This window comes from Staphylococcus sp. GW823-FHT05F06 (assembly GCF_058795495.1).
The window spans coordinates 1-24,781 of record NZ_JBXAHW010000002.1 but is presented as its reverse complement, the minus strand read 5'-3'; the positions used below and the strand labels follow the sequence as shown (position 1 = coordinate 24,781).

At 32.2% G+C, this 24,781-nt stretch carries 18 protein-coding genes and 1 pseudogene; 5 read left to right on the top strand and 14 right to left on the bottom strand.

Translation table 11 applies throughout. From position 1 onward, the window contains the following. Positions 1 to 196: 196 nt before the first annotated feature. From pnpS to AC1Q7N_RS01610, 4 genes are all read right to left on the bottom strand, one after another. Positions 197 to 1,894 carry a two-component system histidine kinase PnpS gene (pnpS, locus tag AC1Q7N_RS01625; RefSeq protein WP_002484466.1) on the bottom strand — a complete coding sequence of 566 codons (1,698 nt, stop codon included), beginning with the start codon at positions 1,892 to 1,894 and terminating at the stop codon, positions 197 to 199. After that, entirely contained in the window at positions 1,894 to 2,604 is a 711-nt protein-coding gene (locus AC1Q7N_RS01620) for a response regulator transcription factor (protein ID WP_001830897.1), read from the bottom strand. Before AC1Q7N_RS01620 ends, pnpS begins: the two co-directional genes overlap by 1 nt. A gap of 315 nt (positions 2,605 to 2,919) precedes the next feature. Beyond that, a complete protein-coding gene (icd, locus tag AC1Q7N_RS01615; protein ID WP_001830826.1) occupies positions 2,920 to 4,188 on the bottom strand; it encodes an NADP-dependent isocitrate dehydrogenase in 1,269 nt (422 codons plus the stop codon). Between the two features lie 42 nt (positions 4,189 to 4,230). Then, positions 4,231 to 5,352, bottom strand: coding sequence for a citrate synthase (locus tag AC1Q7N_RS01610; RefSeq protein ID WP_002484473.1), 1,122 nt, complete (start codon positions 5,350 to 5,352; stop codon positions 4,231 to 4,233). Positions 5,353 to 5,699: 347 nt separating this feature from the next. Here AC1Q7N_RS01610 and AC1Q7N_RS01605 point away from each other — a divergent pair, with 347 nt between their 5' ends. Further along, positions 5,700 to 7,058 carry an amino acid permease gene (locus tag AC1Q7N_RS01605; protein ID WP_001830761.1) on the top strand — a complete coding sequence of 453 codons (1,359 nt, stop codon included), beginning with the start codon at positions 5,700 to 5,702 and terminating at the stop codon, positions 7,056 to 7,058. Positions 7,059 to 7,438: 380 nt separating this feature from the next. Here the strand turns inward: AC1Q7N_RS01605 and pyk are convergent, their stop codons facing one another. The 8 genes from pyk to AC1Q7N_RS01565 form a co-directional block, all read right to left on the bottom strand. Then, on the bottom strand, positions 7,439 to 9,196 hold the full coding sequence (gene pyk, locus AC1Q7N_RS01600; protein ID WP_001830831.1) for a pyruvate kinase: 1,758 nt from the start codon (positions 9,194 to 9,196) through the stop codon (positions 7,439 to 7,441). 23 nt (positions 9,197 to 9,219) lie between these two features. Beyond that, on the bottom strand, positions 9,220 to 10,188 hold the full coding sequence (pfkA, locus tag AC1Q7N_RS01595) for a 6-phosphofructokinase (protein WP_002440192.1): 969 nt from the start codon (positions 10,186 to 10,188) through the stop codon (positions 9,220 to 9,222). Between the two features lie 177 nt (positions 10,189 to 10,365). Continuing rightward, positions 10,366 to 11,310 carry an acetyl-CoA carboxylase carboxyltransferase subunit alpha gene (locus AC1Q7N_RS01590; RefSeq protein ID WP_002484451.1) on the bottom strand — a complete coding sequence of 315 codons (945 nt, stop codon included), beginning with the start codon at positions 11,308 to 11,310 and terminating at the stop codon, positions 10,366 to 10,368. After that, on the bottom strand, positions 11,310 to 12,167 hold the full coding sequence (accD, locus tag AC1Q7N_RS01585; RefSeq protein WP_002440197.1) for an acetyl-CoA carboxylase, carboxyltransferase subunit beta: 858 nt from the start codon (positions 12,165 to 12,167) through the stop codon (positions 11,310 to 11,312). Before accD ends, AC1Q7N_RS01590 begins: the two co-directional genes overlap by 1 nt. 98 nt (positions 12,168 to 12,265) lie before the next feature. After that, positions 12,266 to 13,495 carry an NADP-dependent malic enzyme gene (gene ystJ, locus AC1Q7N_RS01580; protein WP_002440198.1) on the bottom strand — a complete coding sequence of 410 codons (1,230 nt, stop codon included), beginning with the start codon at positions 13,493 to 13,495 and terminating at the stop codon, positions 12,266 to 12,268. A 303-nt stretch (positions 13,496 to 13,798) separates the two neighbouring features. Next, positions 13,799 to 16,996: a DNA polymerase III subunit alpha gene (locus AC1Q7N_RS01575; RefSeq protein WP_002486313.1), complete on the bottom strand. Its 3,198-nt coding sequence runs from the start codon at positions 16,994 to 16,996 to the stop codon at positions 13,799 to 13,801. Positions 16,997 to 17,019: 23 nt separating this feature from the next. Then, positions 17,020 to 17,958, bottom strand: a complete 939-nt coding sequence (locus tag AC1Q7N_RS01570) for a DHH family phosphoesterase (protein ID WP_002456462.1) — start codon at positions 17,956 to 17,958, stop codon at positions 17,020 to 17,022. Between the two features lie 33 nt (positions 17,959 to 17,991). Then, positions 17,992 to 19,290, bottom strand: a complete 1,299-nt coding sequence (locus AC1Q7N_RS01565; protein WP_001830890.1) for a DRTGG domain-containing protein — start codon at positions 19,288 to 19,290, stop codon at positions 17,992 to 17,994. A 197-nt stretch (positions 19,291 to 19,487) separates the two neighbouring features. On the opposite strand from AC1Q7N_RS01565, the gene AC1Q7N_RS01560 reads away from it, so the two are divergent. Next, positions 19,488 to 19,901, top strand: coding sequence for a universal stress protein (locus AC1Q7N_RS01560; RefSeq protein ID WP_001830808.1), 414 nt, complete (start codon positions 19,488 to 19,490; stop codon positions 19,899 to 19,901). A gap of 300 nt (positions 19,902 to 20,201) precedes the next feature. Here AC1Q7N_RS01560 and AC1Q7N_RS01555 read toward each other — a convergent pair whose 3' ends face one another. Next, a complete protein-coding gene (locus AC1Q7N_RS01555) occupies positions 20,202 to 20,891 on the bottom strand; it encodes a metal-dependent hydrolase (RefSeq protein WP_001830786.1) in 690 nt (229 codons plus the stop codon). A gap of 171 nt (positions 20,892 to 21,062) precedes the next feature. Here AC1Q7N_RS01555 and AC1Q7N_RS01550 point away from each other — a divergent pair, with 171 nt between their 5' ends. Continuing rightward, positions 21,063 to 22,118 carry a M24 family metallopeptidase gene (locus tag AC1Q7N_RS01550; protein WP_001830888.1) on the top strand — a complete coding sequence of 352 codons (1,056 nt, stop codon included), beginning with the start codon at positions 21,063 to 21,065 and terminating at the stop codon, positions 22,116 to 22,118. 63 nt (positions 22,119 to 22,181) lie between these two features. On the opposite strand, the gene ald is transcribed toward AC1Q7N_RS01550, so the two are convergent. Then, positions 22,182 to 23,297 carry an alanine dehydrogenase gene (ald, locus tag AC1Q7N_RS01545; RefSeq protein ID WP_001830775.1) on the bottom strand — a complete coding sequence of 372 codons (1,116 nt, stop codon included), beginning with the start codon at positions 23,295 to 23,297 and terminating at the stop codon, positions 22,182 to 22,184. A 147-nt stretch (positions 23,298 to 23,444) separates the two neighbouring features. Here ald and AC1Q7N_RS01540 point away from each other — a divergent pair, with 147 nt between their 5' ends. Next, positions 23,445 to 23,945, top strand: a complete 501-nt coding sequence (locus AC1Q7N_RS01540) for a universal stress protein (RefSeq protein ID WP_002494483.1) — start codon at positions 23,445 to 23,447, stop codon at positions 23,943 to 23,945. 273 nt (positions 23,946 to 24,218) lie between these two features. Next, positions 24,219 to 24,781 (top strand): annotated as a pseudogene (locus tag AC1Q7N_RS01535) (IS110-like element ISSep2 family transposase); the annotation flags it as partial.

The following is a 24,781-nucleotide window of genomic DNA, read 5'->3' as shown; positions in this document are numbered from 1 at the left end:
TAATATTTAACTTATAAATGCTAAAGAAATATTAAGTTAAATGTTTCTTAAAAAATTTCCACTCATCTTATGTCTGTCAATGACAAGATGTATTTTGATTTTAATTAATAGCATAAGTCTTAACATTATATTTCTAAATAATCACTACAACAAAGGACACCACATTGTCTGTACCGACAATGTAGTGCCCTCAAATTTAATTATCATTAAATAGAACTTTGAATATCGAACCTTTGCCAGGTGCACTTTTCACGTCTATTCTACCATTATGTGCTTCAACAATATGTTTTGTTATAGACAGACCAAGTCCTGTACCACCTGAATCTCTACTTCTCGCTTTATCTACACGATAGAAACGTTCAAATATACGCTTTTGATCTGTTTCACTTATACCAATACCATAATCTTGAATCTCTAAATAAACTTTATTGTCATTTCTATATACTCTTACTATTACCTTATTATCTTCTGAAGAATAATTTATAGCATTTGATAGCAAATTAGTAATAACTTGCGCTATTTTATTTTCATGTGCCTCAATGATGACATCTTTTTCAATTTCAGATTGTATTTTGATTCTCTTATTGTATGCTTGTGTTTGCAAATTATCTATTATATTAATAGCTAATTCAGATAAATTCATGTAATTTATTTCAAGTTCTTTTTGCTGTTCTATATGTGATAAATCTAATAAGTCTGTAACCAATGACTCTATTCTATTAGATTCTTTTAAAATAATATTTAAAAACATATCAAGCGATTGTTCATCATTTTTAGCACCTTCAATCAGAGTTTCTGCAAAACCTTTGATTGAAGTAATCGGTGTTTTTAGTTCATGTGACACATTTGCAACAAATTCCCTTCTAAGGTTTTCTAATTTCTGCAAATTAGTAATGTCATGAAGCACAACCACCATACCTTGTAAATTTTTTTTAGATTTAGTTAAAATGGGGATACAAGATACATCGAAATATTTAGTATGTACGTTATTAATAGCAACTTCTAATTGTTCATAGATAACTTTTTCAGTTCTAAAACTTTCAATAATTAATTTTTCAATACTATCATCTATGAAACCAATGTAACTTTTATTTTCTACCATTTGATCAGGGTTAAACACCTGATAATAAGCATGATTAGCAACTACAATTTCTCCATGTTTATCAATCATCAGTACTGAACTCGGTATATTTTCTAAGGTAGTTTTTAATCTATTGGATTGAATTTTTTGACTATTGTTTAATTTTTGCAATCGTCGTGCTAAGTCATTTGTAGTCACAAATAATGCCCTAGTTTCCTTCACATTACTTTCTGGAACACGAACATGGTAATATCCATCTGCTAGAAGTGATGTAGCATAAGTTACTTCATTGATAGGTCTAATATATGTTCGATTGATACTTCTACTTGCTAAATAGACCGTAAATAATACAATGACTCCAACAATAGACAAGTATTTCCATAAATCCTTTTGTAAATCAATAATTTCATTATTAATTCCACTTATGTATATTGTTTTATCATCTATTGTATTCTTATAGGTGTAACGCATACCGAGTTTTGTGTTTTTATTGATTAATTTCGAAGGATTAGCTTCATTATCAATTCTATGGTCAATATCTTTAATATTTCCACTTGAGTAAATAATTTTATCTTTTTCTTTTTCTTTTATTAATATGATATTTTTTTCATTATGAGCTATATTAGTGATTTCTTTCTCTTTATTATTATTAAAGAGATTAACATAATTACGGGCTTCACTATCTAAGCTTTTAATTTGATTACTAGTTAATGTTTGATAAATTGTGTTGTGAATGATAGCGCCTAAACCAATAAAACTAATGATTGTAATAGTACTAATTAATAGTAATAAACGCAAATGGAACTTCAACATTAAGCTTTAGGTCTCTCCAGTTTATAACCTAAACCACGTACAGTCTTTATCAATTTAGGTTGCTTAGGATTTTCTTCCAATTTATCTCTTAAGTGGCTTATATGTACATCAACAATTCGAGAATCTCCAGCGAATTCATAATTCCACACTGAATTCAACATATGTTCTCGAGTAATAACTCTTCCTTGTCTTTCAATTAAATATAATAACAATTCAAATTCTTTTGGCGTCAATTCTAATAATTCATCTTCTTTATAGACTTCAAAGAATTCAGGTCGAATTCTAATTGAACCAATGATAATATCTTCATCATCAACATCTTCCTTCTCAATTTCATTTACAAATTGAGAACGTCTTAATATTGCTTTAACTCTGGCAACTACCTCTCTAGGTGAAAATGGTTTTGTCATATAGTCATCAGCACCTAGTTCAAGCCCTAAAACTCGATCAAATTCATCGTCCTTTGCTGTCAACATTAAAATCGGTACTAAATTTTTATCAGACCTGATTGTTTTACATACTTCTATACCATCTTTTTTTGGCAACATAACGTCTAATACAATTAGTTCCGGTTGTTCTGTTTCAACTTTTTTCAATGCCTCTTCACCATCATAAGCGACTTCGACTATATACCCTGCTGTTTCTAAATTATATTTTAGTAAGGTCACGATGGATTGCTCATCATCAACCACTAATATTTTTTGTGACATAGTGTGCCTCCTAATCTTTTTATACATTTATATTATAACTGATATTCAAATAGAAATAATATAGCTACACATCAAATTTACATAATCTTAATAAAAGTTATAAATTTACCCTTAACAATTATACGAAATAGTAACTTCAACATATATTTTCTTAAAGGAAACTTTAATAAAAGAAATATGAAATTTAAGCAGAGTGAATGTTCAAGATAAGATAGAAATAGGTTTATTTTAAATTTATTGTTAATAAAAAAACCTGAGACACTAATATTTTATGTCTCAGGTTCTTTGAAATTTTTATAAAAAGTTATTAAAAAATTATCTAATATTCTTAATTAGTTCATCAGCAAAATCAGATGTTGAAACTTCTTTTGCACCATCCATAAGACGCGCAAAATCATATGTTACGATTTTTGAAGCAATTGTTGCCTCAATAGAGTCAGTGATTTTATCTGCGGCTTCTTGCCAACCTAAATGTTCAAGCATTAAAACTGAACTTAAAATTTCTGATGACGGATTAACCTTATTTAAACCAGCATATTTAGGTGCAGTACCATGTGTTGCTTCAAAAATAGCATGTCCAGTTTCATAGTTAATATTAGCACCAGGCGCAATACCAATGCCTCCAACTTGAGCTGCAAGAGCATCAGAGATATAGTCACCATTTAAATTCATAGTTGCCACAACATCATGTTCAGCTGGACGAGTTAATATTTGTTGTAAGAAGATATCAGCAATAGAGTCTTTAATAATAATTTTACCTTCTTGTTCAGCTTTACTTTGTGCTTCATTCGCAGCATCTTTACCCTTTTGTTCAACAATTTCATCATATTGTTGCCATGTAAACACTTTATCACCAAATTCATTATGAGCTAAATCATAGCCCCACTGCTTAAATGAACCTTCAGTAAATTTCATAATATTACCTTTATGAACTAAAGTTACTGATTTACGATTATTATCAAGTGCATATTGAATAGCTGCTCTTACTAGACGTTCTGTACCTTCTTTAGATACTGGCTTTATACCAATACCAGAAGTTTCAGGGAAACGAATATTAGTTGCTCCCATTTCATTTTGTAAGAAATCTATAACTTTTTTTACTTCTGATGTACCTTGTTTAAATTCTATCCCTGCATATATATCTTCGGTATTTTCACGGAAAATAACCATATCAACATCTTCAGGTCGCTTAACTGGTGAAGGAACGCCTTTGAACCAACGTACCGGACGTAAACAAGTGAATAAATCTAACTCTTGTCTCAGTGCTACGTTTAATGAACGAATTCCACCACCAATTGGAGTTGTTAAAGGACCTTTAACAGCAATTAAATATTCTTTGATTGTTTCTAACGTTTCTTGTGGCAACCATTCTCCAGTTTCATCATAAGCTTTTTGACCTGCTAAGACTTCTTTCCATTCTATACGTTTTTCTCCATTATACGCTTTTTCAACAGCAGCATCGATTACTCGGCTAGCTGCTTTCCAAATATCTGGTCCAATACCATCACCAATAATAAACGGAATAATAGGTTCATTAGGTACATTTAAACCATCTTTACTCTGTGTTATTTTTTCTGCAGACATACAATTAACCTCCATATTTTAAAGTTATAATACTAATTTATTTTATGGTCTTTCTTCAATAGGCACATATTTACGATTTTGTTCACCTATATATTTAGCTCTTGGTCGCATAATTCTATTGTCTCGATATTGCTCTAAAATATGAGCAATCCAGCCAGAAGTACGACTTACTGCAAATATTGGTGTGAATAAGTCATGTGGAATATTCATACTATGATAGACTGTAGCACTAAAGAAATCGACATTAGGAATAAGTCCTTTTTCTTCTTTCATTCTCTTCTCAATGGCTAATGACATTTCAAACAGTTCACTTTGCCCTGTTTCTTCAGTGATTTTACGGCTCATTTCTCTTAAATATTTAGCTCTTGGATCACCATCTTTATAAACACGATGACCAAAGCCCATAATTTTATCTTTATTTGCAAATCTTTCATCTAAATAGTGATCTACATTATCAATGCTTCCTATTTCTTTAAGCATTGACATCACTCGTTCATTTGCACCACCATGTAATGGTCCTTTTAATGAACCAATAGCTGCAACAACACCTGAATACATATCTGATAATGAAGATACTGCGCAACGTGCCGTAAATGCAGATGCGTTAAGTTCATGATCAGCATGTAAAATTAATGCCTTATTAAATGCTTCAACTTCAACTTCTGTTGGTAGTTCTCCCCTTAACATATATAAGAAATTTGATGCATAACTAAGTTCAGAATTAGGTTTGACAGGTTCTTTACCGTCTCTAACTCTAGCGAAAGCCGTTACTAAAGAAGCGATTTTAGCTTGAATACGAATAGCTCTATCATATTTATTCTCATCAGATTCATTTTCCGCTTCTGGATCAAAATGAGCTACATATGATACTGATGTACGTAGAGCAGTCATTGGATGTACATGATCCGTCACATACTCCTCAAAGTGCTTGTATACTCTATTATTAAGAGTCATATAAGCAAATAATTTTTCTTTTAATTCATTTAACTCATTTTCATTAGGAAGTCTATAATTCCATAGTAAAAAAATTATTTCTTCAAATTGCGCGTTTTCTGCGAGATCGTCAATATCATAGCCCGCATATGTTAACTGACTGTCAATTATTGAGCTAATTTTAGTTTCAGCTGCAATAACCCCTTCTAAACCTCTTTTTAATTCTGCCATGATAAATTTCCCCTTTACTGTTTCTTTATGAAATGGCTTTCAATAAATATTATAGCTAAATTCAAACAATTTGTGAAACATTAAAAACATTCTCATATCAGTACGAGAAAAATGTCTAGTCGCCACTTATAATATTTTTCTTCTAAAACCCTTAACAACACGGGTTTTCCAAAACTTATCTCGTCCAAAAAATCACATTTCATTATGTCTTTTCGTTTAGTTATCAAGAATGATTAATAAATATTAATAATGATTATGGTGAATTTTCACACTTTTTTTCGAAAAGAATTGTATAAATTGCATTATAAGTGCATAATATATATATCTTATAGTAAGGGAGTTGTCTTATGGCTGAGAATTTACAAAGAGAATTGAGCAATAGACATGTTCAATTAATTGCCATCGGAGGTGCTATAGGAACTGGTCTGTTCCTAGGTGCCGGACAAACTATCGCAATGACTGGTCCCTCAATATTACTTACTTATATTATTATAGGGTTCATGTTATTTATGTTCATGCGTGGATTGGGAGAAATTATTATTCAAAATACGAATTTCAAATCTTTTGCTGACGTGACCAACACATATATAGGACCGTTCGCAGGATTTGTAACGGGTTGGACTTACTGGCTATGTTGGATTATTACTGGTATGGCTGAAGTGACTGCAGTTGCCAAATATATAAGTTTTTGGTTCCCAGACATACCTAATTGGATTAGTGCTTTATTCTGTGTACTTATTCTAATGTCTTTCAATTTATTAAGTGCAAAGTTGTTTGGTGAGCTTGAATTCTGGTTCGCAATCATTAAAATAGTTACAATCATTGCTTTAATCGTTATAGGTGTAATCATGATTTTATTCGCATTCAAGACACCATTTGGTAACACAAGTTTAACTCATTTGTATCAACATGGAATTTTTCCAAAAGGAGCTTCTGGATTCTTTATGTCATTCCAAATGGCATTGTTCTCATTTGTTGGTATTGAAATGATTGGTGTTACTGCAGGAGAGACAAAAGATCCAGAAAAAACTATACCTAAAGCTATCAATAGTGTACCTATTAGAATTTTAATCTTTTATGTTGGTGCATTAGCAGTCATCATGTCCATTATTCCATGGGATAAAGTAGATCCAGATAATAGTCCATTCGTTAGATTGTTTGCATTAATTGGTATACCGTTTGCAGCAGGAATAATTAATTTCGTTGTTTTAACAGCTGCTGCCTCTTCATGTAACAGTGGTATTTTCTCAAACAGCAGAATGCTTTATGGACTTTCAAACCAAAATCAAGCACCACCAACATTTGCTAGTACTAATAAACACGGTGTGCCACATAAAGCGATCATTGCATCATCAGCTTTATTGTTAATTGCAGCACTACTGAATTACATATTCCCTGATGCAACACTTGTATTTACTTATGTTACTACGATTTCTACAGTATTATTTGTTGTGGTTTGGGCATTAATTATTATTGCTTATATTAACTATAGTCGTAAAAATCCAGAACTTCATAAGAAAGCGACATATAAACTACCAGGCGGTCAATACATGGGATACCTTATACTTATTTTCTTTGTTTTTGTATTTGCCTTGTTATTTATAAATGTTGATACAAGAAGAGCGATTTACTGCACGCCTATTTGGTTTATTTTATTAGGTTTAATGTACTTAAGATACAAAAAAGCTGATAAAGAATCACGATAAAATTTACATCGACACTTAGTAATTTCTCATTACTAGTGTCGATTTTTTAATTCATCTGAGTGATATACTTTCCTTACTTTCTACTGATTAACGTCATCTAGAAGCCTCTAACCTTATCATGTCAATTTCTACAATCATTATCTTTCAATCAATCATTCTTTTATTACTTTTATTATTCAAATAAAGATGACATTTGGTGTTCTACTTTAAAATCAATAATTAGTGTTATAAAAGGTTGATTTAATCATTTTTAATTTCAATAATCAACTCCCCTAAATAATAAGAGCCTGGAACATAAATCAATGTTCCAGGCTCTCTTATGAATAGCTTTAAAGCTTTGTGATTATCAAATCTTCTTTTTTAATTTATCATTTGTTAAATTAAAGGACGTTAGCATAACCTTCAAACACTTTACCTTGTGACGCATCTAAAGTCACTAACATATCATTTTTAATTTCTTTGGTTGCTTGTTCTACACCAACAACAGTAGGTATGCCTTTTTCTAAACCTATAATTGCGCTTGGTGAAGTAATACCATTTTCTTCTGTAATTAGACCTATAGCTTTTTCAACATATGGTACTAATGTTTCATCAACAGAATTTGTAATAATAACTTTATCAGATAAATCTTTACCTTCTAAATCACTAGCACTATCTGCGACAATTGCATGGCCTACAACAGATCCTCTACCAACACCTTGACCTTTAGCAATCTCATCACCTACTAAGTGGATTTTCATCATATTTGTAGTTCCTTTTTCTCCAGTAGGTACACCAGCAGTAATAATAATTAAATCTCCGTTTGAAACTCTACCAGTTTCTACTGCTGTTGCTACAGCATTATTTAGTAAAGCATCAGTTGTTTTACGTCCTTCTTTAACGACCGGATTTACTCCCCATACAATTGCACATTGTCTAGCAGTTTTTTCGCTAGGTGTTACAGCAATGATATCTGAATGTGGACGATATTTAGAAATCGTACGTGCTGTTGAACCACTTTCAGTTGCTGCTACAATAGCTTTTACATTTAAGTTTAAGGCAGTATGTGCAACAGAAACACCAATTGCATTTACTAATGAAGTTTCAACTAATTTAGTACGATCACTTAATAATTTTTTATAGTCTTGCGCTGCTTCAGCAGAAACTGCAATATTACGCATAGTTTTAACAGCTTCTTCAGGATATTGACCTGCTGCAGTTTCACCTGATAACATTACCGCGTCAGTACCATCGTATATTGCATTAGCTACGTCACTTGCTTCTGCACGTGTCGCACGTGGATTACGTTGCATAGAATCAAGCATTTGAGTCGCAGTAATTACAGGTTTTCCTAATTTATTACATTTTCTAATTAAATCTTTTTGAACCATTGGTACGCTTTCTGGCGGAATTTCAACACCCATATCACCACGTGCTACCATTAATCCATCAGATACTTCAAGAATTTCTTCAATATTATCGATACCTTCTTGGTTTTCAATTTTAGGGAAAATTGTTATTTCTGCTTTTTCTTCTTCAAGAATTTGACGGATATCTAAAACATCACTTGGACGTCTTACAAAACTTGCAGCTATAAAGTCTACATTTTCCTTTATACCAAATCTGATATCATCGGCATCTTTATCAGTGATACCAGGTAAATTAACTTTAACACCAGGTAAGTTAACACCTTTTTTATTTTTTAATTCACCAGTATTTAAGATATCACATTTAACTTCGCCTTTATCTTTGTTAATTTCTTTGACTTGAAGTTCAACTAAACCATCATCTAATAGTATATATGATCCAATATTGACATCATTGATTAGATTTTCATATGTTACAGAGAATTTTTCAGGTGTTCCTTCAACTTCATTCATGCTTACAATGACTTCTTTGCCTTTTTCTAAAACAATAAGTCCATCTTTCATATTGTGAGTACGAATTTCTGGCCCTTTAGTATCCAATAACAAGCCAATTGTTTTATTTAAACGTTTAGCAACTTTACGAATTGTATCAATTCTTGCTTTATGTTCTTCATGACTACCATGTGAGAAATTTAAACGCGCAACGTTCATTCCTGCATTCATTAGTTTTTCGAGCATTTCCTCTGATTCTGAAGCTGGTCCTATTGTACATACAATTTTAGTCTTTCTCATTTTTATAATCCTCCCAAATAAATTTAAATTGATAATTCTTTTGCTAATTCATACATTTGACTATTAAATTTGCGATCACTTTCAGCAAAAATTTCATCAAACGGCGTAGAAGTTAATTGATTATTTCTAATGCCAACACCTTTAGCTGTCTCGCCTTGTTTTAATAGTTCAACAGCATATCCACCAAGTCGAGAAGCTAATACTCGATCAGCACCAGATGGGCTACCGCCACGTTGAATGTGACCTAACACTGATACTCGTGTATCAATGTTAATATACTTCGTTAACTCATCTGCACATTCTTGGCCGCTCATACAACCTTCTGCAACCATAACGATAGAATGTTTTTTTCCTCTTTTAATACCCTGTTCAATCTTTTCAGCTACATCCTTAATATCTGTATTGACTTCTGGTAAAACAATCGTTTCAGCACCTACAGATAATCCAGCCCATAAAGCTAAATCTCCACAATCACGCCCCATAACTTCAACAATAAACGTTCTTGCGTGACTTGATGCCGTATCTCTAATCTTATCGACTGATTCAATAATAGTGTTTAATGCAGTATCAAAACCAATTGTAAAATCTGTACCATTAATATCATTATCAATTGTACCAGGAATACCAATTGTTTGAATTTCTTTACATTCCTCACTAATTCGTTGTGCCCCTCTATAGCTGCCATCTCCTCCAATAACAACTAAACCTTCGATACCACGTTTACGTAAATTCTCAATAGCTTTCTTACGTACATCCTCTTCTTTGAACTGAGGGCACCTTGCGGAAAAGAGGAAAGTTCCTCCTCGTTGAATTGTATCCCCTACTGAACCCAATTCAAGCTTATGAATATCATCATCAAGTAAACCTTGGTAACCTTGATAAACACCATAAACTTCAATATTATTGTAAATTGCTGTCCGAGTCACTGCACGAACAGCAGCGTTCATACCCGGAGAATCTCCTCCGCTAGTTAAAACTGCAATCTTCTTCATGACGACATACCTTTCCTTAACTAGATTTATCTTCAACTCTAAATTACCATAAATTTTTTTAACGTTCCATTAAAAGAAAGACAATTCATAGATGTAAACGTTTTAAAAATGTAATTTTTATTACAACATAAAAAAAAGAGCTAAAAGCCTAACAATTAGACTAATAGCTATACAAAATTACTCCACAACTGAACCAATTTTTCTAAATTTTTCAAAACGATCATTTGCTAATTCTTCAGGTGTGAGTTGATTTAATTCATTTAAATGTTTAAGGAACATTTTCTTAATTGATAAAGCTTGTACTTCTTCATCTTTTTGTGCACCACCAAGTGGCTCATTAATCACTTCATCTATAATACCTAAATCTAGTAAATCAAGCGCAGTGATTTTCATAGTTTCAGCGGCAATTTGAGCTAAGTTACTATCTTTCCATAAAAGTGCAGCTGCTCCTTCAGGTGAAATAACTGAATAAGTACTATTTTCAAGCATCAGAACACGATTTGAGATTCCAATTCCTAAAGCGCCGCCACTTCCGCCTTCACCAATAACAACAGCAATAACTGGTACCGTTAATGAAGCCATTTCCATCAAATTTTTTGCAATTGATTCACTTTGACCTCTTTCTTCAGCTGCTTTACCCGGATAAGCACCTTTAGTATCTATAAAAGTAAATATTGGACGATTAAATTTCTCTGCTTGTTTCATTAAACGCAAAGCTTTTCTATACCCTTCTGGGTGAGCCATACCAAAATTACGATAAATATTATCTTTCGTGTCTTTACCACGTTGTTGGCCTATAACTGTTACTGACTTACCATCTAAGTAACCAATTCCACCAATCATTGCTGGATCATCCCTAAAACTTCTATCGCCATGTAACTCAATAAATGAATCAAAAATATAGGGAATATAATCTAATGTGGTTGGTCTTTCTGGTAAACGAGCGATTTGAACACGATCCCAAGGTTTTAGATTAGTGTACACTTTTGTAGTTTCTCTTTTTAATGATGCTTCCAGCATATCTATTTCATCTTGAAGATCAACTTCGTTTTTTTCTTGGGATTCTTTTAAAGAATCAATTTTATTTCTAATTTCAAAAAGTGGTTTTTCAAAATCTAACATTAGTTACTCACCTCTTGATGGATTTTTAAAATATTTGATAAAGTCTCACGCATATCTTTTCGATGAATGACTTTATCAAGTTGACCATGCTCTAATAAAAACTCAGCAGTTTGGAAATCATCAGGTAACTTTTCATTAATTGTTTGTTCTATAACACGTCTACCAGCAAATCCGATTAGTGCTTTAGGTTCACTTAAATTAATATCTCCAACCGAAGCAAAACTTGCAGAAACCCCTCCAGTAGTGGGATTAGTTATGTAAGAAATATATAATAGTCCTGCATCAGAATGTCTTTTTAAAGAAACACTTGTTTTCCCCATTTGCATTAAAGAAATAATTCCCTCTTGCATTCTAGCTCCACCACTCGCAGAAAACAGAATAAATGGCAAACGATGTTCTGTACAATAATCAATAATTCTACATATTTTTTCACCAACTACAGAGCCCATGCTTCCCATTCTAAAACGAGCATCCATAACTGCGACACCATATTGTATTCCGTCTAATTTCGCAGTACCAGACACTAACGCTTCATTAAGTCCAGTCTTCTGCTGATCTTTTTCAATTTTTTCTTCATACCCAGGAAAGTCTAATGGGTTAGCAGATGTCATACCTCTATCAAATTCTATAAATGATCCATCGTCTGAAATTGCTTCTATTCTTTTATATGCGGTTAAAGCTATATGATGATCACAATTAAAGCATACATTTAAATTTTCATTCAATTCTTTTGTATACATTATTTTTTTGCAATTAGGACATTTTGTCATTATACCAGCAGGTACATCATTTTGTTTAGAATCTTGAACTGTTAAATATTTCTTTTTCTTGCTTCGATTAAAAAAATCTTTAAACATTGGTAAACCTCCAAATATCCTCTGTTACTTCATTTAAAAAGACTTTATATTTTTTGTATAAATCATAATAGTACTAAAAATATAGCTATTCGTTTAATCTATTTTAAGTCAGTAAGTTTCATAGTTTTATCAAATATTTCTTGTGTATCAATTTTAATTCTTGCTACACCGGATTCCATAGCAGCTTTAGCTACATTTTTGGCTACTGATGGAGCTACTCTTTTATCAAATGGTCCTGGTATACAGTAATCAGGATGTAACTCATTTTCGTCTATTAAATGAACGATAGCTTCTACAGCTGCCTTTTTCATATCTTCGTTAATATGAGTGGCTTCAACATCCAATGCACCTCTAAAAATACCTGGAAATGCTAATACATTATTAATTTGGTTTGGAAAATCAGATCGACCTGTACCTACGACCTTTGCACCTGCCTGTTTGGCTTCATTGGGATTGATTTCAGGATTAGGATTAGCCATAGCAAAAATAATTGGATCATCAGCCATTGTCTTCACCATATCTTGAGTTAATATATCCGCTACAGATACACCTATAAAAACATCTGCATCTTTAATCACTTCTTCAAGTGAACCTTCAACTTTATCTTTATTCGTCCACTTAGCTACATATGTTTTTGTATCATTCATACCAAAATTTCTGCCAGAATAAATAGCACCTTTTGAATCGCACATAATCATATTATTCACACCATAAGCATGAAGTAACTTCACTATAGCGATACCTGCTGCACCTGCACCATTTAATACAACTTTTATATCCGTTAACTCTTTATCTACAATTTTTAAAGCATTGATTAACCCAGCCATAGTAACAATAGCTGTACCATGTTGATCGTCATGAAAAATAGGTATATTGGTCTCTTTCTTTAAGGTTTCTTCAATTTCAAAACAGCGGGGAGCTGATATATCTTCAAGATTAATTCCACCATAGTTTGGTGCAATAAGTTTTACTGTTTTTATGATTTCTTGAGTGTCAGTTGTATCTAGAGCTATTGGCACACCATTAATACCCGCAAAACTTTTGAACAGTGCTGCCTTTCCTTCCATTACTGGAATACTTGCTTCTGCTCCAATATTCCCTAAACCGAGAACAGCAGTTCCATCTGTTACAACAGCAACTGTATTTCCTTTAATAGTGTACTCATATACTTTTCTTGAATCTTCATGGATTTCTTTACAAGGTTCTGCAACGCCAGGTGAGTATGCTAGGCTTAATTGTTGCTTATTTGTCACTTTAACATTTGGTGTAATTTCTAGTTTACCTTGGTTCTCTCTATGCATTTCTAAAGCGTCATCTCTTAAAGACATTTAATCAACCCCTATTTTATTTTGTGAGAAGTCATTGAACTATATATATTCAATACATAAGTCAATCCATGAAAAGAAAACTGAATCATTTTAAATATACACGATTTACTAGTAAATATGTAGAACAATAGTACAATCATTGAAAGTAAATTGATTTTTAGATGTTGCAATTCAAATTATTTCTTCTGCTGATAAAACAGATTTAGTGTGTTAAATCAGAACAAAAAATAATTATAAAAGAAAAACTGATGATTAAGAAATAATCATCAGTTAACTATATCATAATTTAAAAATCGTTAAAAGTTAAATAAATCTAATATCAGCTGGCGAATAAGTTTGTATTAATAGATCAAAATTTTGACGTTGACGTTCAATTTGTCCCAACATTGTCATCTTATTTGCACTTTCGTCAAAACCATAAATATTTAATGCATGTTGTTCATTAGATTCTACTTTTGAATGTTCAAATTGTGGTTCTAGATGTGTTACATTACGTAAAATAACTTTTTTCGAATTAGACAATTTTGTTTGCTCATACGCTTCAACTTCAAAAAGTTGATTGATGATAAGTTGCATTTGTTGGTTACGCTTTTCAAATTTACCTAATACGATATACATCTGTTCCTTTGAAATAGAAGTTTCGTATTTTTTAAACTTATCTGGGAAAATCACTCCATCCATCATCGTTCTTCCATCATTCATCGTTACAAATGCCATATTTTGACCATTCTTCGTTCTTATTTGTTTGATATGGTCAAATTGAACAAGTATAGGTTGGTAGTGACTTCCATTAGACAATTGAAATATGCCTAAATATTGTTTCTTTTCAAATTTCTTTTCAACTGGATGTTTACTAATATAGAATCCTAGGTATTCTTTTTCATAATCACTTAATAATTGATCAGGTAGTTCCTCTTTTTCTTCATACGATTGTTTAGGAGTTAAAAGATCGAAAAGCATTTCATCTTGCTCAACATCAGAATTCAAATCTAATACTTGATCAATTGCTTGTAATAATGTCGCTCTAGTTTTGCCAAAAGTGTCGAATGCGCCTACTAAGATAAGAGACTCAAGTAATTTTCTATTTTTCACCCTTTTTGGTATACGTCTTGAAAAATCAAAGAAATCTCTATAAGGTCCATTCTGCTGACGTTCATCAATAATTAATTTAACGCTTTGATATCCAATTCCTTTAATTGTACCTAAAGACAGATATATTCCTTTATTACTTGCCTTATAATACCAATGACTTTGATTAATATTGGGAGGCAAGATGCTAATTCTTTGGTGCTTAGCTTCGTCAATCATAGCTGCAGTCTTTTTTTCACTTCCTATTACATTACTCAAGATATTTGCATAAAAATAATGAGGATAGTGCACTTTTAAATAGCTCATAATGTATGCAATTTTTGAGTAACTAACAGCATGGGCACGTGGGAACCCATAATCTGCAAACTTAAGTATTAAATCAAAAATTTGCTTACTTATCTGTTCATCGTAACCGTTATTTTTTGCACCATCAATGAAATGTTGACGCTCACTTTCTAAGATTGCACGATTCTTTTTACTCATTGCCCTTCTTAAAATATCTGCTTCACCATAACTAAAACCAGCAACTTGACTTGCTATTAGCATTATTTGTTCTTGATAAATGATAACACCATATGTGTTTTTTAAGATTGGTTCTAAATCTGGATGTAAATAAGCAACTTGGTTAGGATTATGTCTACGGGTTATATAAGTTGGTATTTCTTCCATTGGTCCTGGTCTATATAATGATGTGACAGCTACGATATCTTCAAAATGTTCGGGTTGCAATCTTTTTAATACGCTTCTAACACCGTCTGATTCCAATTGAAATATACCTGTAGTGTCACCGTTTGATAATAAATCAAAAACTTTTTTATCATCATAAGGTATAGCTTCTATATCAATATTTATATTTAAATCCTTTTTAACTTGTAAAATAATTTGATGAATAATTGATAGATTGCGTAATCCCAAGAAATCAATTTTTAATAATCCTATACGTTCCGCTTCTGTCATAGTCCACTGCGTTAATAATCCTGTATCACCAGTTGTTAATGGGGCAAATTTGAATAATGGTTGATCATTGATAATGATACCTGCAGCATGCGTAGACGTATGTCTTGGTAATCCCTCTAACTTTTTACTCACTTCAAACCAACGTTCATTTCTATGATTACGATGAACAAATGCTTTAAACTCTGGCTTTTGGTATGCTTCTTCAAGAGTTATACCTAATTTATGTGGAATAAGTTTTGAAATCTCATTTAAACTCGTTTCATCAAATCCCATTATTCTTCCTACATCTCTAGCAACAGCACGAGCTAACAGATGCCCAAATGTCACAATACCTGATACATGATGTTCACCATATTTATCTTGTACATACTTAATTACTTTTTCACGTCTCGTGTCTTCAAAATCAATATCAATATCTGGCATAGTTACGCGTTCAGGATTAAGAAATCTTTCAAATAAAAGATTATATTTTAACGGGTCTATAGTAGTAATACCTAATAAATAACTTACTAATGACCCTGCTGATGAACCACGACCTGGCCCAACCATCACTTCATGTGTTTTAGCAAAATGAATCAAATCACTTACAATAAGAAAATAATCCTCGAAACCCATATCAGTAATAATTTTATATTCATGTTTCAACCGATTGAAATAAGTTTTATCATTAAGTTCCCATTCTCGTAACCTATGTATAAGTATCGTCCAAAGATAATCTTTCGAAGTTTCACCATTAGGTGTCACAAATTGTGGCAACAGGGATTGATGGTATGCAATTTCTGCTTGGCATAATTCTTCAATTTCATTCGCGTTAGTAATCATATCTTCACTAAGATTTAGTGTTTGAAGTTCTTCTATACTAGGAAAATGTTCATCAAGTGTTTCTTTCTCATGTATTAAATCTAACTTAGTATTATCTCTTATGGCATGTAACGCTGGAATGGTTTCAGCATCATCTTCATTTAAGTATCTTGCAGATTGCATCCATACACGTTTGCCAGTCAATGTATTATTACTATTGTGATTTAAATATAATTCTTTCTTACCTTCAAAAGCATCAATAACTTGCTTATGAGACAACTCAGCCTCTTTAAATATGATAATTAAATGTTCGTCGTATCTTTTTAGCCATTCAATTGGCACTTCTTCTTTATTTCTCATCATTATAGCAGAAGAAAGTTGATATAATGACTTGAGTCCTTGATTATTTTTTGCTAAAACAACCGTTTCAATAGTATAGAGACCATCCGTTAAATATATAGTCATACCAAAGATTGGATGTATGTGAGCTGCAATACAAGCATCATAAAACTTTGGATAACCGTACAATACATTTGTATCGGTTATTGCAAGCGCACGATATCCTTCTTTTTTAGCTTTATCTATTAATGCATCAATTCTTAAACTAGAATCTAACAGGTCAAAAGAAGTATGAATATTTAAATGTGCTACCATGGTCTCTTACCTCCTTTTAAAAATTATAACTTGTCGTTTAAAGCTTCGGCGAGTTGCTCGAATTGCTCCCAACTATTTACTGAAACTCCAGATGCATTTGGATGTCCACCACCACCAAATGTATTAGCGACATCATTAATAATAATATGACCTTTAGAACGCAACCGACATCTAATTTGATCTCCTTCATCAACGCCAAACATCCATATTTTTAATCCTCGAATATCTGCGATTGTATTTACAAATAAAGACGCTTCATTAGGTTGTATTTGAAATTTTTCAAGTATGTCTTTAGTTATTTTAACTTTGCAAAATCCTTTATCATTTAAATCAAAATTTTGCAATATATATCCTTGAAATGGTAATAGTTTTGGATCCTTTTCAGACATTTTGTTTAATTCTTGGTTGTGATCAAAAGGATATGTAAGTAATTTTCCAGCAATTTGCATTGTTCGTGGCGTTGTATTATTAAATAAAAAACGTCCAGTATCACCGACGATGCCAAGATATAATACTCTAGCAACTTGTTCATCAATGATATGTTCATCGTTGAAATGTAAAATGAATTCGTAAATTATTTCACTAGTGGAAGAAGCTTTGGTATTAACATAGTTAATATCTCCATACTGATCAGTAGCAGGATGATGATCAATTTTTAAAAGTTTGGTACCTGTATCATAACGTTGGTCATCTATTCTTGGCGCATTTGCCGTATCACATACAACTACAGTCGCTTTCTTGTACATATCATCGTCAATTTCGTCCATCAAACCTATGAATTTCAAAGAATCTTCATTAGCTCCTACTGCATAAATTTGTTTGTTTGGAAACTTCTTTTGTAAGTAATATTTCAAACCTAATTGCGAACCATATGCGTCTGGATCTGGTCTTAGATGTCTGTGAATAATAATTAATTCACTTTGTTCTAATGCTTCCATTATTTCATTCATTTTTACTTCCATATTAATTACTCCCTTTAAACTTCTAAATATTATTTAAAATCCATCAAACATTTGACAAATTACTAATGCATTAGCAACTTTTTCACCATTATTAATCATAGTAACTTCTAATTTAGCAAAATATCGGCCAACATCTAACATTTCATAATGTACTTCAATAGTAGATTCAATTGGTACAGTCTTAATATAGATAATACTCATACTTTCTATCATGACATTACCTTTTTTATACTTTCTCATTTCGTGCCGAATCGTTTCCTCAATAATTCCAACAAATACTGCTTTACTTAGTGTACCGTAATGATTTGTAATGAGTGGAGATACGTCGACATTTATTCCTTGTTGATGTATTGAAATATGTTTGGCAATTTGATCATTGACTGTTTCACCAATTTGAGGTTGTCTACCTAATAATTGCATTGATTTTAAAACATCCTGTCTGTTAATCACACCGACAGCTTTTTTATTATTATCAGTTACTGGTAATAATTCAATCCCTTCCCAAATTAATAAATGGGCACAACTAGCAACCGTATTTGTTAATTTAACACTCAATGGATTTTTAGTCATAACTTTACCTAATAGGTCTTCTTCGTTCATATTAATGATTTCTCTACTAGTTACTATACCTACTAATTTAAATTCTTCGTTTACTATAGGAAACCTTGTATGGCCGGTTTCATTCGCTATTTTTTTGTAATCATGTATTGTCATTGAATCAAATAACACTGATAGTTCATTGATTGGTTTAACTATATCCTCAACCACAAGTATTTCTTTGCGTATTTTTTGATTAAACATTGCTTTATTGATGATATTAGCAACTAAGAATGTATCATAACTTGAAGAAATAATTGGTAATTCATGCTCATCTGCATAACGTATAATTTCAGCACTTGGACGAAAACCACCTGTGATGAGTATTGAAGTTTCACGTTTTAAAGCTTCAATCTGTACATTTTCTCTATTTCCAACAATTAATAATGTGTGTTTGCCTATATATTTCAGAATATCATCAAATTGCATTGCTCCTATCGCAAATTTTGAAACTGATTTATTAAGTCCAGCTCTACCGGCAAGTATTTGGCCCTCGACAATATTTGCAATTTCATTAAACGTTAAGTTATCTAAATTTTCCCTACTTCGTTTCTCGATTCTAACAGTACCAACTCTGTCAATAGTTGCTACAATTCCAAGTTGACTCGCATCTTTAATTGCTCTATACGCAGTACCTTCAGACACATTAAGATCTTTAGCAATCTTTCGTACAGAGATTTTAGAGCCAATTGATAAAGATTCGATATGTTTAATTATTTGTTCATTCTTTGTCATCCCGTTACCTCTTATTTCTTTATAACAGTCTTTTTATCATTATAACTTTTAATGTACAAAAAATCATTGTTCAATCATTGTAAAATACTAAATATTAATCAATATAAATTACCGTTAAAGTTTATATTCAAAATATTTAAATATTAATGGAAATTACACTAAAACTTTACTAAAATAAAGTTGAGGAGGGATGATTTATGTATAAACATATTCTACTTGGGGTAGACACTCAAATTAAAAATGAGAAAGCTCTTAAAGAGGTGTCTCGTTTAGCTGGTGAAGGAACTATCGTCACAGTTTTAAATGCCATTAATGAGCAAGATGCTCAAGCGTCAATCAGAGCTGGCGTACATTTAGATAAGCTAACCGAAAAACGTTCTAAAGGTTTAGAAAGTACACTTAAAACTCTAGAAGACTACGGCATTGATTATGATGAAGTTATTGTAAGAGGCAATGCTAAGGATGAGCTATTAAAATTTGCAAATAGTGGTAAATATGAAATTATTGTTCTAAGTAACCGAAAAGCTGAAGACAATAAGAAATTTGTTTTAGGTAGCGTAAGTCATAAAGTAGCTAAACGTGCTACTATTCCTGTTTTAATTGTTAAATAAACGACATACTAGTAACCTAAAATACCAAAACTATAATAAATGAGCTAGAATTTGTAATGAATTCTTGTTCCTAATTAAATACCTGGCATTTGTATTAAAAAGCTTGATATAATTTCAATTTTTTATTCAGCAATCGACTTGCCACAACATTAGGAAGCCTGAGACATTAAGTGTGTCTCAGGCTCTTATTTATATTTCATAAATTCAAAATAACAACTTACTACTGTTAAATTTTAATTATCGTTGTACTTTTAGAAAATGACTTAAAAATCAAAAGCTATTTGTCATTTAGACAAACAATTAAAATTCCACTGATTCACCCGGTTTAAGAATTTGTACTTCCCCTACCTGAACTGCATCCTTAAATTGCTCTGGATCTTGTTCAATTAACGGGAATGTATTGTAATGAATAGGAACACTGATTGTAGGCTTAATAAATTCATTAATAGCGTAACTAGCATCTTCTATTCCCATAGTAAAGTTATCTCCAATAGGAACAAAACATACATCAACTGGGTGTCTATCTGCTATCAGTTTCATATCACTAAATAATCCTGTATCCCCAGTATGATAGATAGTCTTGCCTTCAGCTTCGACAATAATTCCCATAGGCATACCTAAATATACAGGCACACCATTGTCATGTGTAAAGCTAGAACTATGGAATGCTTGAACAAATTTGACTGTTCCAAAATCAAATTTAGCCTTCCCACCAATGTTCATGCCATGAACATTTTCGACTCCGTGATAAGTAGATAAATATCCTTGTAATTCTGCCGAACCAATCACAGTTGCATGATTACGATTAGCCAATTCAACTACATCACCAAAATGGTCAGCGTGACCATGTGTTAAGATAATGTAATCTACCTCTAACGTTTGTTCATCTAGGTCACATTTATCGTTGCCAGAGATAAATGGATCAACTATAACTTTCTTGCCGTTACCTTCAAAATAAATTGTTGATTGACCATGAAATGAAAGTTTCATAAGAGTTACCCTCCTAAAAGTAATATCTTTTAATAGTATACCCTACCAGTCACATTTATAACACTAGTGAGCTATTTAGCTTGTTAAGTTCAATCAATAACCCTTACTTTTTGAAAACTATATCTTATTAGCATAGAATTAATATATCATCACATGATGGAGGTTCATTATATGACTAAAATAAAAGAAATCAAAAAAGTTTTACAACAAGAAGATGCTGATGCAGCATGGATTACGACACCCTTAAACATCTTTTACTTTACTGGGTATCGAAGTGAGCCACATGAAAGACTCTTCGCTTTGCTTATTCCATCAAATGAAGAGCCTGTTTTATTTTGTCCAAAAATGGAAGTTGAAGAAGTAAAACAATCACCGTTTAAAGGTAAAATCATCGGTTATTTAGATACTGAAAACCCATTCGACAAATACTCTAAAACTTTCTCTAAAATGCTCATTGAAAGTGAACATCTTACAGTTAAACGTCAAAGAGAACTAACAAAAGCCTTTAATATAGAACACTATCAAGATGTTGATCAATCAATCAAGGACTTACGCAATATCAAATCAGAAGATGAAATTATCAATATAAAAAAAGCAGCTGCGTTAGCTGATAAATGTATTGAAATTGGTAAATCCTTTCTTAAAGAAGGTGTTGAAGAAAGAGAAGTTGTCAACCATATCGAAAACGAAATAAAAAAATATGGTGTTAATGAAATGAGTTTCGACACGATGGTACTCTTCGGTGACCATGCTGCTTCACCACATGGAACACCCGGTGACAGAAAATTACAGCAAAATGAGTTTGTACTATTTGATTTAGGTGTTGTATACCATCATTATTGCAGTGATATGACACGCACAATTCATTTTGGCACACCTAATAAGGAAGCACAAAATATATATAACATTGTTTTAAAAGCAGAAACAGAAGCAATTAAATCTATTAAACCAGGAGTTACCATCAAAGATATTGATAAAATTGCTAGAGATATCATCGAAGAAGCAGGTTATGGTGATTACTTCCCACATAGACTAGGTCATGGATTAGGTCTTGAAGAACACGAATATCAAGATATATCAAGTGTAAATAATAATCAACTTGAAGCAGGCATGGTGATTACTATAGAGCCTGGCATATATGTCCCTCATGTGGCTGGTGTTAGAATTGAAGATGATATTTTAGTAACTGAAAATGGTTATGAAATATTAACTCAATACGAAAAATAACAAAACAACAAAAAACCCCAAGCTCCATTCACATGAATGAAGTCTTGGGGTAAATTTCACGCATTATTTCAATGCATCTTCAATTGAAGTGTATTCAAAATTAAATGTATCAGCTACATTCTTATTAGTCACATGTCCATTAAATGTATTCAGACCTAGAGATAATGGATGATTTACTTTAAATGCTTCACGATAACCTTTATTAGCCAATAATTGCGCATAAGGTAATGTTGCATTGTTCAATCCAATTGTAGATGTACGTGGAACGGCACCTGGCATATTAGCTACAGCATAATGCACGACACCATGTTTAGTGTAAGTCGGATTATCATGAGTAGTAATCTTATCAGTTGTTTCAAAAATTCCACCTTGATCTATCGCAATATCTACAATCACTGATCCATCTTTCATTTCTTTTATCATATCTTCAGTCACTAAGTTTGGAGCTTTAGCACCTGGAATAAGGACTGCTCCAATCACTAAATCGCTTTCTTTCACATACATTTCTATATTTAATGGATTAGACATAATTGTTCTTACTCTGCCATCAAATAAGTCCTCTAATTCTTCTAAACGTTTAGGATTAACATCTAGTATTGTCACTTCAGCTCCCAATCCTAAAGCTATCTTAGCTGCATTTGTACCTGCTTGACCACCACCAATGATAGTGACTTTGCCTTTAGGTACTCCAGGTATGCCACCTAGTAAGATACCCATACCTCCATTAAATCTTTGTAAAAATTCAGCTCCCACTTGTGTAGACATTCTACCAGCCACTTCACTCATTGGTGTTAATAACGGTAAAGAACCGTCTGGTAATTGTACAGTTTCATAGGCAATAGATATAACCTTGTTGTCCACAAGTGCCTGAGTTAATTTCTGTTCATTCGCAAGGTGTAAATAAGTAAATAAGATTAACTCTTCTTTAAAGAATTTGTATTCCGATTCAAGTGGTTCTTTAACTTTGATGACCATATCAACATCCCAAGCTTTTGACTGCTCATCAACAATTTTGGCACCGGCTTCTTGATAATCACCATCTTCAAAGTAAGATCCTAGACCAGCATTTGTTTCTACTAAAACTTCATGTCCTTGGTCTACAAGTGCATGTACACCACTTGGGGATAACCCCACTCGATTCTCATTATTCTTTATTTCTTTAGGAATCCCAATTTTCATATTATCTACCTCCAACCTTATCGTAACGTGTCCTTATTAAAACGGCAAACAATAACATATAATGACATAATTTTGTAATTATTATTAATTAAATATTCTGTTTATTATGTTAAAATAGAATTAAGAAAGATAAAGGGGGCAATAATGATGATTTCTTATAAAAACATATTAATCGCAGTCGATGGATCTCACGAAGCAGAATGGGCTTTTAACAAAGCTGTCGGTGTTGCTAAACGTAACGATGCTCAATTAACTATTGTGAATGTAATTGACTCACGTACGTATTCTTCTTATGAAGTATACGATGCTCAATTCACAGAAAAATCAAAGCATTTCTCCGAAGAATTACTTAAAGGTTATAAAGAAGTAGCCACAAATGCAGGTGTAAAAAATGTGGACACACGTTTAGAATTCGGCTCACCTAAAGCAATTATACCTAAAAAATTAGCGCGTGATGTTGGTGCTGATTTGATTATGAGTGGTACATCAGGTTTAAATGCGGTAGAACGTTTTATTGTTGGCTCTGTATCAGAAGCGATTGTTCGACATGCACCTTGTGACGTATTAGTTGTGCGTACAGAAGAAATGCCTGAAGATTTCCAACCTCAAGTAGCAACACCTCAATTACGTGAAAAATATCAAGATTAGTCACTGTTATAGATGAAATTAAACATACTAAGATTAGCTATGAAGAAATCTATGACGATAGATTTTTTCATAGCTATTTTTTATAGTTATAGAGAGAAGTAGACTGTCCAGACTCTTGGATTTTAAATCCGTATAAAAAACAAGTCAGCTTTACTCTCGCCTTTTGAAATTCGTTTGTAGTATGTTGGGTTCTTGAAACCGTGTATAGGAAAATGAAATGAGAAAGGTTAAGTAAAGTTTTTAGCTTCTCAATTATTCAAAGGAGGTTTTTTTATCGATTACTTAGGTGTTGATATTAGTAAAAGAAGTAGTGTAGTTGCACATTATAAAAATGAAAAATTCCAAAAAGAGTTTTTCATCCAAAATAATAAAAATGGTTACAACTATTTACTCAAGTATTTGAATGACTTAGACCACCCACAACTCATTTTTGAATCTACAGGTATCTATTCAAGAAGTATGGAACGATTTTGTTGTGTAAATCAAATTAACTATATTCAAATGAATCCGTTAGAAGCCAAATTTAAAACGAGCGCTCTAAGATCATGGAAAACTGATCAGGCAGATGCTCATAAGCTTGCTTGTTTAGGACCGACGCTTAAACAAACAGACAACTTACCTATACATGAGTTAATATTCTTTGAATTAAGAGAACGCGTCCGTTTTCATCTAGAAATCGAGAATGAACAAAATCGACTTAAATTTCAGATCCTTGAATTACTCCATCAAACATTCCCTGGTTTAGAAAGATTATTTAGTAGTCGATATTCAATCATTGCACTCAACATCGCAGAAATCTTTACTCATCCAGACATGGTTCTTGATATCGACAAGGA